The sequence below is a fragment of the Calothrix rhizosoleniae SC01 genome, from assembly GCF_900185595.1.
Classification (GTDB): Bacteria; Cyanobacteriota; Cyanobacteriia; order Cyanobacteriales; family Nostocaceae; genus Calothrix_A; species Calothrix_A rhizosoleniae.
Window position 1 is genome coordinate 1 of sequence record NZ_FYBH01000139.1, and the last position, 15,398, is coordinate 15,398.

The 15,398-nt window shown below is 39.7% G+C and carries 15 protein-coding genes; 6 read left to right on the forward strand and 9 right to left on the reverse strand.

Translation table 11 applies throughout. The features are described from left to right. Window positions 1-541: 541 nt before the first annotated feature. From CALSC_RS08485 to CALSC_RS08495, 4 genes are all read right to left on the reverse strand, one after another. Window positions 542-748 (reverse strand): hypothetical protein, encoded by a 207-nt coding sequence (locus CALSC_RS08485; RefSeq protein ID WP_088240934.1) that lies wholly within the window; start codon window positions 746-748, stop codon window positions 542-544. A gap of 466 nt (window positions 749-1,214) precedes the next feature. Next, a complete protein-coding gene (locus tag CALSC_RS26365; RefSeq protein ID WP_159460587.1) occupies window positions 1,215-1,364 on the reverse strand; it encodes a hypothetical protein in 150 nt (49 codons plus the stop codon). Between the two features lie 484 nt (window positions 1,365-1,848). Next, entirely contained in the window at window positions 1,849-2,766 is a 918-nt protein-coding gene (locus tag CALSC_RS08490; RefSeq protein WP_088240935.1) for a histone deacetylase family protein, read from the reverse strand. Between the two features lie 12 nt (window positions 2,767-2,778). Then, on the reverse strand, window positions 2,779-3,228 hold the full coding sequence (locus CALSC_RS08495) for a phosphate-starvation-inducible PsiE family protein (protein WP_088240936.1): 450 nt from the start codon (window positions 3,226-3,228) through the stop codon (window positions 2,779-2,781). 196 nt (window positions 3,229-3,424) lie between these two features. Between CALSC_RS08495 and thiO the strand changes: the two genes are divergently transcribed. The 5 genes from thiO (at window position 3,425) to CALSC_RS08520 (ending at window position 9,460) form a co-directional block, all read left to right on the forward strand. Then, the gene (gene thiO / locus CALSC_RS08500) at window positions 3,425-5,380 is read left to right on the forward strand and encodes a glycine oxidase ThiO (RefSeq protein WP_088240937.1); all 1,956 of its coding nucleotides are present in this window, start codon (window positions 3,425-3,427) and stop codon (window positions 5,378-5,380) included. 91 nt (window positions 5,381-5,471) lie between these two features. Further along, complete coding sequence (gene psb34 / locus CALSC_RS08505) at window positions 5,472-5,651, forward strand: photosystem II assembly protein Psb34 (protein WP_088240938.1); 180 nt, start codon at window positions 5,472-5,474, stop codon at window positions 5,649-5,651. A 153-nt stretch (window positions 5,652-5,804) separates the two neighbouring features. Continuing rightward, complete coding sequence (locus tag CALSC_RS08510; RefSeq protein ID WP_088240939.1) at window positions 5,805-6,569, forward strand: ABC transporter ATP-binding protein; 765 nt, start codon at window positions 5,805-5,807, stop codon at window positions 6,567-6,569. A 158-nt stretch (window positions 6,570-6,727) separates the two neighbouring features. Continuing rightward, window positions 6,728-8,275, forward strand: coding sequence for a mercuric reductase (locus CALSC_RS08515; protein WP_088240940.1), 1,548 nt, complete (start codon window positions 6,728-6,730; stop codon window positions 8,273-8,275). Between the two features lie 414 nt (window positions 8,276-8,689). Beyond that, window positions 8,690-9,460 carry an SDR family NAD(P)-dependent oxidoreductase gene (locus tag CALSC_RS08520; RefSeq protein ID WP_088240941.1) on the forward strand — a complete coding sequence of 257 codons (771 nt, stop codon included), beginning with the start codon at window positions 8,690-8,692 and terminating at the stop codon, window positions 9,458-9,460. A 184-nt stretch (window positions 9,461-9,644) separates the two neighbouring features. On the opposite strand, the gene infC is transcribed toward CALSC_RS08520, so the two are convergent. Both infC and CALSC_RS08530 read right to left on the reverse strand, forming a co-directional pair. After that, complete coding sequence (gene infC / locus CALSC_RS08525; protein WP_088240942.1) at window positions 9,645-10,160, reverse strand: translation initiation factor IF-3; 516 nt, start codon at window positions 10,158-10,160, stop codon at window positions 9,645-9,647. Between the two features lie 204 nt (window positions 10,161-10,364). Then, the gene (locus CALSC_RS08530) at window positions 10,365-11,387 is read right to left on the reverse strand and encodes a tRNA dihydrouridine synthase (protein WP_088240943.1); all 1,023 of its coding nucleotides are present in this window, start codon (window positions 11,385-11,387) and stop codon (window positions 10,365-10,367) included. Between the two features lie 263 nt (window positions 11,388-11,650). Between CALSC_RS08530 and CALSC_RS08535 the strand changes: the two genes are divergently transcribed. Then, window positions 11,651-12,100, forward strand: a complete 450-nt coding sequence (locus CALSC_RS08535; protein ID WP_088240944.1) for a DUF1353 domain-containing protein — start codon at window positions 11,651-11,653, stop codon at window positions 12,098-12,100. A 25-nt stretch (window positions 12,101-12,125) separates the two neighbouring features. On the opposite strand, the gene CALSC_RS08540 is transcribed toward CALSC_RS08535, so the two are convergent. The 3 genes from CALSC_RS08540 to CALSC_RS08550 form a co-directional block, all read right to left on the reverse strand. Beyond that, window positions 12,126-12,584: an ABA4-like family protein gene (locus CALSC_RS08540; protein WP_088240945.1), complete on the reverse strand. Its 459-nt coding sequence runs from the start codon at window positions 12,582-12,584 to the stop codon at window positions 12,126-12,128. Between the two features lie 118 nt (window positions 12,585-12,702). After that, window positions 12,703-13,743, reverse strand: a complete 1,041-nt coding sequence (gene cobW, locus CALSC_RS08545; RefSeq protein ID WP_088240946.1) for a cobalamin biosynthesis protein CobW — start codon at window positions 13,741-13,743, stop codon at window positions 12,703-12,705. Between the two features lie 138 nt (window positions 13,744-13,881). Continuing rightward, window positions 13,882-14,595: a biliverdin-producing heme oxygenase gene (locus tag CALSC_RS08550; protein WP_088240947.1), complete on the reverse strand. Its 714-nt coding sequence runs from the start codon at window positions 14,593-14,595 to the stop codon at window positions 13,882-13,884. Between the last annotated feature and the right edge of the window lie 803 nt (window positions 14,596-15,398).

The following is a 15,398-nucleotide window of genomic DNA, read 5'->3' on the forward strand; positions in this document are numbered from 1 at the left end:
GAATGCTTGCGCCCAATAATTAGGAATGAGAGTAGGATGCAGAAAGAGAAAGAGTTTTACGAAACTCCTTATAAATAAATTTTGAAAATAGATTGAAAAACGAGAACGAAGTCAAATTCAAAGTTAAAGTTAATTTGAAACCCTATTGCATTATCCCCAATAATATTCTGATAACTGAAAAGAATTGATATATCATTGATTGTGGTAGATTAGTCTATGGTATTTCCACCTAATATTTATTGATTATCTATAGATTCGATAATAGAAAGTTTCAGATATTGAATTGTAATTTTAGACATTTTTACTCTTGAATACTAGATGTTGTAATCAAAAAAATTAAACGGATAACACTTGAATTGACTTGAATTTACCCATTGTTTATGGGTAAATTCAAGTCGAGAGAATATCTAAAAATTACTCAAAAGTATTTTGGAATCCTTTCTATGTGATGTTACAAATCACTGTAAATAGGTTTTTTTGTTAAGCTTTGATGCTTACAAATTAACCAAAAAAGATTTTCAGCTATTCCCAATACAAATATCTAGGCGTTTAGAATGCCAATACCACCGTCGAGGATAATCATCTCATTAATTACAAATAAATTTTCAATGTCAATGTCAAAGTTAAAATCAGTGCTTTTGTCGATGTACTTGCCAATGTCATACTTGTCCAGAAAACCACCGACGACCTTCTCATTTGCTACTTCTAAAGTGGAAGGAGTTAGATCGCGAACTGCTAATTTAGACATGATTTGTACCTTAAATAGTGTTGTTTGTTGCTAGATAATTGTTGAATAACGAGAAAAATAAAAATTTTGTACTTGTTATTCTTTTGTTTGAGTTAAGCGTTTTGTTTCGCTTGCCTCTTGAATATATATTTACGCATATTTCCTTGATGTGCAAGCCTTTTAAAGTGTATTTATAGCCGCAATGTAAACCGTTATGTCTTTTTTTGAAATGATGGTAAATGCTAATCTTTAAGCTCTATTCTTATTACCTTTAGCAACTTATAAATAGAGGTTTATAGGGCATCATGATTATTTAAATAGGAGTATCTATAAACTAAAAATTACGTCTAGGATGTAATCTATTAAAGCACCAATTATACAAGCTTGAATGAGGTTGATATTCCTAGATTTTATGTATTGTAGAGAGACATTAGGGGAAAGTGTTTTGTCTTTTTTAATGGTGAAATATGGAAAATAAGGTCTTTACTCACGGGTCAAAAACATCACCCTGAAAACCTCGTTTTGCACTTCTTTCCCGCCCTGCAATGAATTGCGGGCTAATAAACCAAGCAGGTTGAAACGCGCTGAAATATTTGGTATATAGGGCTTGCTGTTCGCGGAGCGTGCCGTTAGGCATAAAAGTCTTTTGGTGGGAGTAGGAAGTGAGGAGTAGGGAGTAGGGAGTAGAGAGTAGAGAGTGGGGAGTAGGGAGTGGGGAGTAATTCCAGCCTCTTTATTTCTATTCTTTTTGCCAGAAAAAATAACAGATGCAAGGATTTTAAACCTAAAATCCTAATGTCCTCGCACTTAGTCCCCAATAAAATAGCCTCAAAGCATTGATAAATCAATATTTTTCAGTTATTCAGCAAACCCTATGTAGGCATACATTGGTCATACTCCCCCAACCGATTCGCCCACAGTATAATTTATTCGTGGAAGTTCCCCTTTCTCCCTATCTCCTCATCTCCTCATCTCCCCACACTCTCCTGAACAAAAAATAGACTGGATACAAGCCCCCGGATTTATCCGTGGAGAGTCAAAAATTTTTTCTGAGTTTCAAGCCCCTCGATTTATCGATGAGGTAACTGATAACTGATAACTGATAACTGAAATGACATCCCCTACAATCGATATTGCTGATAAACCTGATTAGCAGCACGATGTAGTAGAGAATGACGATAAACCAAAGACTTCATATCATCAGTGTAACCACCACCAATTACACAGGCGATGGGATAACCCCCAGCCACACAGGTACTTAAAACTTGCATTTCTCGACGATAAATACCTGTATCAGTTAAAGCTAATTTTCCCAACTTATCTCCAATATGAGGATCAACACCAGCATCATATAGAACTAAATCTGGTTTGATTTGAGATAATAAATCAGGAAGATAACTCGCCAGGGTTTGTAAATATTCATCATCTTCCATACCTACACTTAAAGGTACATCTATATCACTTTGCTGCTTAGTTCTGGGAAAATTCACTTCACAGTGCATAGAAAAAGTAAATACACTATCATCCCCTTGAAAAATAAAAGCAGTGCCATCTCCCTGATGCACATCTAAATCTACAATGAGAATAGTTTCTACAATTCCCTGGGTTTGTAAAACACGACTAGCGATCGCTAAATCATTGAAAATACAAAATCCAGATCCATAACTAGGAAAAGCATGATGGGTTCCACCAGCAGTATTGCAAGCCATACCCTTCTGCAAAGCCAACTCTGCTGCCAAAATCGTACCACCTACTGCAACACAAGTACGATTTGCTAAGGCTAAACTCCAAGGTAAACCGATACGTCTTTGTTCTTTATTTTCCAGGTTTCCTTGGCAGTAAGCTTGTACATATTCTGGAGTATGAATTAGTTCAATTAATTTTTCAGAGGGGCGTTCAGGAGTATAAAATTGTTCTGTTTCTGCCACACCATCAGCTAACAATAGCTCGTATAACTGCTGAAATTTAGCCATAGGAAAGCGATGATTTGTCGGAATAGGAGCTACATAGTTAGGATGATAAATAATTGGTAAATCCATTTATGCAACGCCTTAATTTTTTGTGCTAGTGCGAATAATCCAATAACTGATTGATAAAGCAAGTATAGCTGTTGCTAAGCCAATAATATCTATTCCTTTGACTTTAGTTAAATCAAGAATAATAATTTTTCTCGCAATGGCAATTAAAGAAGTAACAATTACTAATTCTACTTGAACAACGTGTTTACGAAGATATGCCGTAATATTTTCGAGAATTTCTAAAGCAATGAGAATATTTAAAAACAACCCAAACAGGTTAAATAATACTTTGTTAAATTTACCATAATCAGTGGTCCATAATTCATTAACTAAATATACCCCTAAGTCAAATACAGCCACAGCAATTACAATTACCATAGCGATAGAAAGTATCTTAGAAACAAACACCTCTATATCTTCAATAAGGTGCATAAAATTATCATCTGTGAATTTTTTACTCAAGATATTAAATATTTTTCTCATTTATCGAATATGCCTCTGTTATATATCATCCACTCATTTCGGGTGGATGACATTCAGTGATAAGATTTAAATTGCAATGCAAGAATGAAATTACTATACCAGGCTGAAATACATTATAAAAATAGTCAAGAGATTCTTTTTCGGTCAATCCAAAATCCGTCTTGAAAAGTTTGCAAAATCCAAAATTATTTGACTAATGACTCGTGACATTTTGATTATTGGTGGCGGTGTTATCGGTTTAGCGATCGCCATTGAACTAAAATTGCGGGGAGCATCACCCACCGTAATCAGTCGGGACTTTCAAGCCGCAGCTACCCACGCAGCAGCAGGGATGTTAGCGCCAGATGCGGAGCGGATATCAGTTACAGCGATGCAGGAATTATGTTGGCGATCGCGCAATTTATACCCAGAATGGATTCGTAAACTAGAGGAAATTACGGGGCTAAACACTGGTTATTGGTGCTGTGGCATTCTCGCACCAGTTTATCAGCGGGATGAAAACAAAGACAAATCAGGCTCTGACTCTCCCGGTTACTGGCTAGATAGGGAAGCCATACATAAATACCAATCAGAATTAGGTAAGGAAGTTGTTGGAGGTTGGTGGTATCCAGAAGATGGACAGGTAGACAACCGCGCCTTAGCCAAGGTGTTATTAACAGCTGTCAAAACCTTAGGGATTGAATTAAAAGAAGGTATTCAAGCAGAAGGAATTTTACAACAACAGCGCCGGGTTATAGGGGTACAAACCAACACTGGTTTACTGAAAGCAGACCACTATATTATGGCTACAGGAGCTTGGTCGAATCAATTGTTTCCCTTACCTGTAAAGCCGATTAAAGGACAAATGCTCAGTCTGCGAGTTCCGGAATTTCTGCCTACATTACCCTTAAACAGGGTTTTATTTGGGGAAAATATTTACATAGTACCAAGACGGGAGCGCAGAATTATTATTGGTGCTACCAGTGAAGATGTTGGTTTTACTCCCCACAATACCCCCAATGGCATCCAAACACTACTCACAGCAGCAATTCGTCTATATCCCCAATTACAGGAATACCCCATTGAAGAATTTTGGTGGGGATTTCGTCCCGCCACTACCGATGAGTTGCCCATACTGGGGACTAGTAACTGTGATAACTTTACCTTTGCCACAGGACATTACCGTAATGGCATTCTTCTAGCACCGATTACAGCTAACTTAATTGCAGATTTAATTGGTGAGCAAAAGTCCGATCCCCTGCTTTCTCACTTCCATTACTCCCGTTTTCAATCTTCATCACCGACTAATTCCCCCATGCTTGCCCATTCTCCCCATCTTCCCCTTACCCTTCCTAATAACAACTTTCAGCTTTCCAGCCAAGATACAGCCCTCACCATTGGTGGTAAAACCTTTACCTCCCGATTAATGACTGGAACGGGTAAATATCGTAGCATTGAACAAATGCAACATAGTGTTGTTGCTAGTGGTTGTCAAATTGTCACCGTTGCTGTCAGACGAGTACAAACCAATGCTCCCGGACATGAAGGTTTAGCAGAAGCCTTAGATTGGCAGAAAATTTGGATGCTTCCTAACACCGCAGGCTGTAAAACCGCCGAAGAAGCAATTCGGGTTGCCCGTCTGGGTAGGGAAATGGCAAAACTTTTGGGACAAGAAGACAATAATTTTGTCAAGTTAGAAGTGATACCCGATACTAAATATTTACTCCCAGACCCCATTGGTACTCTATCAGCCGCAGAACAATTAGTTAAAGAAGGATTTGCAGTGTTGCCCTATATAAATGCCGATCCCATGTTAGCCAAGCGTTTAGAAGAAGTGGGCTGTGCTACAGTCATGCCCTTAGCTGCACCCATAGGTTCGGGACAAGGTTTAAAAACAGCTAGCAACATTCAAATTATTATTGAAAATGCTCAAATCCCAGTAGTTGTAGATGCAGGTATTGGTTCCCCATCCGAGGCAGCACAGGCGATGGAAATGGGTGCAGATGCTTTATTAATTAATAGTGCGATTGCTCTCTCCCATAACCCTCCAGCAATGGCTTATGCCATGAATTTAGCAGCAGTGGCGGGAAGAACGGCATATTTAGCTGGCAGAATGCCCATGAAAAGCTATGCTAGTGCCTCTTCTCCCTTAACTGGAACTATTGTCAATTAGGTTAAGAAATATTAAAAATTGTCTCCCTAAGTTAGAACAAAAATTACTTTTTTGTAACATAATACAAAAAACTGGAGAAAGGAATTTATTTATGCCCTACACAAGCGAAGAAGGTGGTCGTCTGAATAATTTTGCTCGTGAACCCAAAGTTTACCAAGCAGAACCACCAACAGCAAACCAAAAACGCAATTATATTTTTCTGGGCATTTTAGGTGCAGCCTTAATTGGTGGGTTAATTTTTGTCGCTTACTCAGTTTCCAGTGTGAGTTAATAAAAGCAAAGGTATCGGAGTATCTTGATCGCAGTATAGGTTCCGTCATCATGCGGAACCTATTTCGTTTTAATTTGTCTATAAAGATATTCGCAAAGAAGCATCCTCAATCTTTCGGCAGATAGAATAATCTTATCTGATGCCGTGGTAGCTATGAGCCAAAATCTTAATACCCAAGAATTGCCAACAGTCCCTACACCGACTAAAAAAATTATTAACCTAGAGCATATTTTTAAGATATATGGTAGTGGTGACACGGAAGTCCGGGCACTGAACGATGTTAATTTAATTGTAGAAACAGGTGAATATTGTTCCATTATGGGGCCATCCGGTTCTGGGAAGTCCACAGCCATGAATATTATTGGTTGTCTAGATCGTCCCACCTCTGGCAATTATTATTTAGATGATATAGATGTTGCCCAAATGGATGATAAGCAATTAGCTCATATTCGCAATCAAAAAATTGGCTTTGTGTTCCAGCAATTCCATCTTTTACCTCAACTTAGCGCATTAGAAAATGTCATGCTACCGATGGTGTATGCCAGTGTATCAGCTAAAGAGCGCCATGACAGAGCCACAGAAGCCCTGATTAGGGTTGGTTTAGGAACACGCCTATCTAATAAACCGACCCAACTTTCTGGAGGACAACAACAAAGGGTAGCGATCGCCCGTGCTATTGTTAATAACCCAGTTTTACTCTTGGCGGATGAACCTACAGGGGCACTTGATACCCATACAACTCAAGAAGTATTAGCAATTTTTGGGGAACTCAATCGGAGTGGAATGACTGTGGTGATGGTAACTCATGAGTTAGATGTGGCTCGTCATACCCAAAGAATAGCTTGGTTTGTTGATGGTCAAGTTGTCCACTCCCACCTCACTCCTGGTGAGTTGAATCGTGTTGTAGTTTCCCGATAAATTTTATTATTTACACACTTCTTTGAAGATACAAAGCCATCGTACTTAACAATCAAGACAATCCTTCCCCTTTTGTGGCATTCTTTTTCAAAATGGTATAAGAATGCCCAATCTCCCAATTTAAAATCCAAAATCTAAAATCATATCAGGAATAGCAGATGTCCAACTCCGCCTTCGAGAGAGTCTCATTCCCACCAATGGATGAGCATAATCAAAAATTAATTTCTTACGTTCATCCACCAGATTGGATAAATCCTCACCCTGCTGATTGTTATGACTTAGTGGTAATAGGTGCAGGAACTGCGGGATTAGTAGTTGCAGCAGGTGCAGCCGGTTTAGACTTAGGTTTAAAGGTAGCCTTAATTGAAAAACATCTCATGGGTGGGGATTGCTTAAATGTGGGTTGTGTACCTTCCAAATGTGTGATTCGTTCCTCCCGTGTGGTAGCTGATATTCGGGATGCAGACCCATTTGGGATTAAATCTCCAGAACACATTGAAGTGGATTTTCCTGCTGTGATGGCAAGAATGCGACGATTAAGGGCGGGTATTAGTCATGTCGACTCTGCACCCCGGTTTCAAAACTTGGGAGTTGATGTTTTCTTAGGGGAAGGTAGATTTGCAGAAGATGGTATTGTCCAAGTTGGTGAGCACACTCTCCGATATAAAAAGGCGGTAATTGCCACTGGTGCTAGGGCTTTACATCCTGGAATTACTGGTATAGAAGAAGCCGGATATTTAACCAATGAAACCGTATTTTCCCTGGTGCAAAAACCCCAGCGATTAGCAGTGATTGGCGGTGGACCCATTGGTAGTGAATTAGCACAAGCTTTCCGGCGTTTGGGTTGTGAGGTGGTGCTATTCCATCGCGGTTCCCACATCCTGAATAAGGAAGATACAGATGCAGCAGAGATTGTGCAAAAGGTCTTTGAGCAAGAAGGTATTCGTTTAGTACTGGGTTGTGATTTAGAACTGGTAGAAACTGTAGACAATGGTAAAAGAATCTACTTCAATTGTAATGGTCATAGGGATTCTGTTACCGTAGATGAGATTTTGGTAGGTGCAGGGCGAGTCCCCAATGTGGAAGGATTAAATTTAGAGGGGGTAGGTGTTACATATGATAGGCGCAGAGGAGTGCAAGTCAATGATTATTTGCAAACCTCCAACCCCAAAATATACGCTGCTGGAGATATCTGTATGAATTGGAAGTTCACCCATGCAGCAGACGCAGCAGCAAGGATTGTGATTAAAAATACTCTCTTTTCTCCCTTTGGTTTGGGGCGTTACAAACTCAGTAATTTAGTCATGCCTTGGGTCACATTTACAGACCCGGAAATTGCCCATGTGGGAATGTATGAAAAGGACGCACAGGAGATGGGTATAAATATTAATACCATTAAAATCGATTTTAGTCATGTTGATCGAGCGATCGCAGATGGTGAAACGGCAGGTTTTGTGAAAATTATTCACAAAAAGGGTTCTGATGAAATTCTGGGTGCAACTATAGTCGCTCGTCATGCAGGAGAGATGATTTCGGAAATCACCACCGCCATTGTGAATAAGATTGGTTTGAGTAAACTCAGTAGTGTTATTCATCCCTATCCCACTCAAGCCGAAGCCATTAAGAAAGCAGCAGATGCCTATCGCCGGACATTATTAACACCCACAAGTAAGAAGCTTTTGGGATTATTAACCAAATTTTCATGAACCACTAATTTGAGAATGGGGATTGGAGAGTTGGGAGTCGGGAGTCGGGAGTCGGGAAGAGGTGTTTTCATCCTTGGTTTAGATTCGATATTTTTGGGCAATTTCTCGAACTCCAAAAAAAATGAGCTAACCGGGAGTGATCACTTGTTACTTATTATTTATTACTTAGGGTCTGCTGAATAACTGAAAAATGTTGATTTATCAATGCTTTGAGGCTATCCTATTGGGAAATAAGTGCAAGAAAATTAGGATTTTAGGTTTAAAATCCTTGCATCTGTTATTTTTTATGACAAAAAAAATAGAAATAAAGAAGTTGGAACTAATCCCCACTCCCTACTCCCTACTCCCTACTCCCTAAGCCCTAAGCCCTAAGCCTTACTTATTACTTGCACATAGTCCTATACAGGTGTAAAAATGTCTTTTCTTCATGAATCCCATCCAGCCAATGCCCTAATTATCGGTGCAAGTCAAGGCATAGGTCTAGGCTTTGTACAAAAGCTAATCCAAGATGACAGAATCGGCAAAATTTACACCACCTATCGCCAACCGGAAACCGCTACCGAGTTAATCTCAATTGCAAACGCATATCCACATAAACTAACTTGTCTAGTAATGGATATTACCGAAGAATCACAAATAGAAAAATGTATCCAAAAGATAGGTGCAGACATCAAAAAACTCCACCTAGTTGTTAACTGTGTGGGAATACTTCATGACTCTAGTTTGCAACCAGAGAAAAGTTTAAGACAAATAAATTCAGAAAATTTACTGAGATACTTCCAAATTAATAGTATTGCTGCGGTATTACTCGCTAAACACCTCTTACCTCTATTCAAGCATCCAGAAAACAGCATTTTCGCCTGTATTTCTGCCAAAGTTGGTAGTATAGGGGATAATAGACTCGGTGGGTGGTACGGTTATCGTGCTTCCAAAGCTGGGTTGAATATGTTTATGAAAACCACAGCCATTGAGTATAAAAGAAGAACACCAAAAACCATAGTAGTAACATTACACCCAGGTACAACTGATACTCGTCTTTCCCAGCCATTTCAAAAAAATGTCCCAGTGGAGAAATTATTTTCTGTAGAGCACACTGTGAACCAATTGATGGATGTGATGGAAAACTTGAAAGATAATGATACTGGGGAATTTTTCTCTTGGGATGGCAGTAAACTACCTTGGTAGTATTAACTGACTTGAGACATGGGGTCGGAAGATGTAGGGAGCAGGGAGCAGGGAGCAGAGAGCAGGGGAGATGAGGAGAAAAGGCTTGTATTCTTTTCTTTTGCGGTCGATCCAAAATCTAAAATCTAAAATCTAAAATCTAAAATTGACTGGGGATTTCCCGAGAAATCCCCATAAACTCTACCTATGCAGGAACCACTTGAAGAATTAGGGTTCTTTTGTCAAAAGACTGGACTTTACCAACTTTACTCAAATCTGTAATCACTCTTTCCAATAACTCAGTGGCTCTATCGCGGTGTTGATGTTCTCTACCGCGCAAACGCACTTGAAACTTGACAGAATCACCCTTATCTAGCCACTCTAAGGCTCTATTGATGCGTACACCGTAATCAGAATCACCAACGTTCGGGCGAAGTTTAACTTCCTTCATTGTGGGTTTAGAGGATTGGCGCTGGCGTTTTTTCTGTTGATACAGATGTTTCCCATAGTCCAATATTTTAGCCACAGGTGTCTCTTTGTTCTCTGAGACTACCACCAAGTCTAAGCCTACCTCTTCAGCCAGTTTTAAAGCCTCACGGGTATCAGTCACCCCACGGTTATTATTTTCATGGTCAATTAGTAAGACCTGGGAAGACTTGATGCGATGATTGATTAGTTGTTTGGTAGCGATAATAGTTTCCTCTTCAAGTTCAACACTGATACTACTAGGATAGCGTAAACATTAAGCAACCAGCTTCTATCTGTGGGTTAGAATTGTATCTTTTTGTTAGCAATTTTGAATACTTTAACCAGAAAAAGCAGGGGAGCAAGGAGCAGTCCCGATGAAAAGATTTCACCACCAAGGATGAAAATACTTCTGACCAACTCCCGATTCCTCACTCCCCATTTTCAAGTTAGATGAGATTTATTTACTTATTGCTTGTGCAACCCTAGAGTAAGGTGCTAAAGCAAAGTGTTCATTCTCAATAAGGAGGAAGCTGTCGCAAAGGTTCAGCAGTTCCGCCTCAGTCTGTGTCTTTCGCATTAGCCCCAGGAAATGCCCTTCACCGTCCACCAACAGAGCAATGTAATTAAGAAATTTTTTCAAGTAGCCTATACGGGCTCGGGCTGGCATAGCTACCGAGTTAGGGGTTTGCGATAAACGATCAATATAGTTGCGTACCTCTACTAAAGGAACTGGCGTAATGAGTTCTCCTCGCAAAGCCTGCCGAATTTGCTGAAAAATCCAAGGATTTGCGATCGCCCAACGTCCCACCATCACACCTGCTGCACCTGTTTGAGAAAGTACTTCCAGGGCAGTTGCAGCAGAGTTAATATTACCATTGGCAAGCACTGGACAATCAAGCCGCTTGACGGCTGAAGCAATTAGATCATACCTAACTTCTCCGTGGTATTTATCTTTCACCGTGCGACCATGCAAACTCAGTAAATCAATGTTGTGGCGAGCGACAATATCTAAAATTTCGTCAAAAGTATCTGTATTGTCAAAGCCTACCCGCATCTTAACAGTCAAAGGTCGATCATTGACCATAGAACGCAACTCTGCCAAAATCCGATCCACTTTTTCCGGTTCTCGCAGTAATCCACCCCCCACATTTTTGCGATAAACCCTAGGTGCTGGACAACCCATATTTAAGTCAACTCCAGCAATATTGTAGCGGCAGAGTTCCCGTGCTGTTCTGACTAAGTCTGGAATGCTTTCACCAATCATTTGAGCAAAAATGGGGCAACCCGTGTCGTTTTCGGTGATTGATGCCAAAATGCGGCGATTGAGGCGTGAGGTGTTATTTACGCGGAAATACTCAGTAAAGAAGTAGTCAGGACTACCATAATCAGAAACCACCTTCATAAACCAGAGGTTTGTCACGTCCTGCATGGGAGCAAGAGCCGTGAGGGGTAAGTCTGGATGGAGGGATTGGGGGAGCATGTTTTTCCAAGATTCAGAGTGTGGCAATTGCAAATTCGTCTACATGTATAGCACTACCCATAAGTAATAAGTTTACTGCCCATCGGTTGAGTGATTCAACAATGTCCACGCCCGAATTGCGTAGTGCTAGATATGAAAAAATATTTCATATGTGACAAATTTTATTCTGGTCTCTTGACTGAAGAAAATACGGAAATCAATATTTTTAATTTGAATAATTAGGTAGAAAACGAGAAACTACTCGTATACAGAAAGGGGATAAAATGATGCAATGTTGTACTGAGCAAGAAAGAACAGAATTAACATTAGCAAAAGTATCTTACCACCCCAAGAAAAATAGATGGTTTTTAAGAGAAAAGTACTGCTATCAGGATAAAAATAAAAAATCTGAAATAACTTTATATGAAGGTTTTGATTTCGATTTAGCCACAATTCCCAGACCTTTCTGGAAAATAATTGCCATACACGAGCTATCTATTGAAGCAACCTCAATTCATGATTTCATGTATTATACCCAGGGAGGACAAAAAACCCATGCTGGGAATCAAAAAATATTAGGGAGTATTGAACCAAAAGAAGTAATTTACTCCCGAAAAGATGCTGACTATTTATTTCTGAAGATGATGGAAGAAGCTGGTATCAGTAAGTGGCGTAGATTTTTGGCTTATATCGGTGTGAGAATATTTGGTATAGTTCACTGGCCATGTATATGATTGGTTGAAGTAAGCCCATTTAATCCTAAGTACCGCTAGATGAAACAGTTTTTTCTTCTACACTCTGAGCAAATGCCTTACTAATCCAAGAGGTAACAATGTGAGACAGTAATCCTAAAGGACCAGCAAATAAACACAAAGCAATGGAATGAACCGTCCAAATCCCTGTTTTTTGCCCTTCCCAATATACCCATCTACCTACAAATAAATCCAACACCAAAAAGTGAATCCAACCAGTTGCGGCGGCTTGCTCCTCGGCAAAAAATCTCGCAATATCTGCTAGCTGGGGATTAGCCAAAGCCTGAGCATTTTCTGGTGTGATACTGTTGATAAATAAGTACAAATACACTGCCGCTAACGCCACAAAAGGCAGATAGGATTCCATTACCTTGCGTGTAACTTTCCAGTTAGGCAAAAAAATCATCAATGCCCAAAATGGTAATACGAAAACATTAGCACCATCGAAGATTTGAGAAACTGACATAAAACTTTACAGGAACTTGCCAATAATAAATGTAACCCATTGAGGAGGAGTGATGAGGGGATGAGGAAAATTCTTTCACTCCTTCCCCCTTTCCCTCTTCCCCTCCTTCTCTCTTTAACTAGAGTGCTACCAACTGGGACTCAATTGCTGAAGTATCCAAATCTTTGCCAATAAACACTAAACTAGTTTGCCTAGATTCATGATTTTGCCAAGGTCGATCATAAAATTGATCAAATCGGGTTCCTACTCCTTGCATAACTAAACGCATGGACTTATTTGGGACTGAGACAAACCCCTTAATCCGATAAATATCCTGATTTTGTGCTAGCGTTCGCAACTCCATCATCAGTTGTTCTGGCTCATAGGCACGGTCTAAAATCAGATGAGTTGAGCTAATTTCATCATCATGATCATGGTCTTCTTCCGTATCATGATGGCTAGGACGACTATCTAAGTTTTCCTCTACCGCAGCATTAAAGCCTAATAGTAAAGATGGATCAAGTTTCCCTTCACAACTGTCCACCATTTTGACGATACCGGGCACTTCTTGCTTGACTAATGACTCAACTGTAGCTTTTGTGACTTCATCTACTAAATCGGTTTTATTCAAAATCACTAAATCGGCACAAGCCAGTTGGTCTTCAAATAATTCTTGTAGGGGGGTTTCATGCTCTAAACTCTCATCAGCCTCCCGTTGCGCTAACACTGCTTGCGGATCACTTGCAAATGTACCGGCTGCGACTGCGGCACAATCTACTACCGTAATTACCGCATCCACTGTGGCACCAGAGCGAATTTCATGCCAGCGAAAGGCTTTGACTAAGGGTTTGGGTAAGGCTAAACCACTAGTTTCAATTAAAATACAGTCAATATTATCCTTACGTTGGAGTAATTTTTGCATGGTTGGCAAAAATTCTTCCTGCACCGTGCAGCATAGACAGCCATTGGTAAGTTCAAATATATTATCTTTGCCATCACTATCTTCTGGGCAAATTTGACAGGATTTCAATAATTCACCATCTATACCAAGCTCGCCAAATTCATTGACTAAAACCGCAATGCGTCGTCCCTGGTTATTTTGCAGTAAATGACGAATCAAGGTTGTTTTACCACTTCCTAAGAAGCCAGTGATGACAGTGACGGGAATTTTTGCAGCCATGTTAGTTCGGTAAAAAGACAATTTAGGGGCAATTCTTCTAAGAAGGAGAAAGTATTCATCTTTAACTTTCCTAGAAGCATTGCCCCTATCAATCCATTATTCCAGATTGACTTTGGCTTATAGCTGTTGTATTAAAATTTATTCAGCAGTCGCTAATTCTGTACTACCCCGTGTACGACGACGGATGAGGGAATTATAAACCATGATACCGATCGCTTTGACTAAATTACCTTCCAATTCTTGGAACATTTTCATATTCATCCCAAAGGCATCATTGGCTTCTTCCACAATGCGATCGCCTGTGGCATCATCGATAGGTAACTCATCTAAAGTTTGGCGATATTTGGCTTTAAACTCCTTCTCGTTCTGAATATCGTCAAATTCGTAAAAGGCAGTACCACCATCATCCAGTTTCATTGCTGTTTGGGCAATACCCTTGAGAATTTGTCCCCCAGATAAATCACCAAGATAACGGGTGTAGGAATGGGCTACCAATAACTCTGGCTCTGTTTCAGCTAATTCTCGGATGCGCTGTACATAAGCTTTTCCCGCAGAAGATAGTTGAACTTGCTCCCGCCATGTCGCACCATAGTAATAGTTGAGGTCTTGCTCTAAAGTTTTTTGGCGGTATAGTTCCTTAAAGTTAATCTGAGAAATAATGGGATGGTCTTGCAGCTTTTCCATCTCCTCTTCCATTGCGGAATAAACAAAGTAGAGGTTCCCAACTAATTTACGATAGGAGTTTTTTTCAACTACTCCCTTTAAAAAACACTTGACAAACCCAACATTTTCTGCCATTGTGTGGGCTTTTTTCGTACCTACACGCAATTTTTGTGCTAAATTGCTGCTCATATCTAAATTTCTCAACTTTAAAAGGTGAACTAGCCAGAAGGATTATTAAATTGTTAGCGGACTTAACAAAAAGCCACTAAAAAGTTACCATAGGACTTTTTGACAAGAATTTTTATTAATTTTTTTTAAGTTTAGATTTTTTTTACTTTTAGTTAAGGTGAATAGTTCTCTATAGCAATTACTTTTTCGGGAGGAGTTTGACTGGTATTTATCCCTCAATTTTTGCAGGCAAATAGCCATAAATCCCTATTTTTAATAGTCTATGCCAGGAAGAATTATTCTCAAAATTGTTGTGTAACAAAAATTAACAAAAAGAGATATAATCTGGCACCATCATTCCCATAGATCTTAGATTCCTACCTTAGGGAACACCAAAAAATAAATTACCCAATTTCTGGATTAGAACTACTTGCTTCACTCTCCCTGCTTCCTGCCTCACAAGGTTAGGTTTTTAACATTTCAGTTGAGGCTAGGCTTGGGAGATTAGAAGACAGGTAGACAAGGAAGATTGTTCAACGGTCAAATAGGCTTTTGAAGCAGTTTGTATTGTTGGGAGCCGTACTTTTTGGGTTTGGTTTTACTCCCTTGTCTACTTTCTCTATCCCCCTTGGGGATTATAGGGGGTTATGAAACGGGTATAGGGTGTGGGGAACCCCATAATTAAAATCAGAGGTTTCAAGCAGCAAACACTGTATTTTTCGCACTACGTATCTCAAAATACATCTTTGATTTGACTCCATAGATAAATGTAGGGGCTTGTACCTTGTAGGGTATGGGTATTTATTCTTTACCCACACCCCATC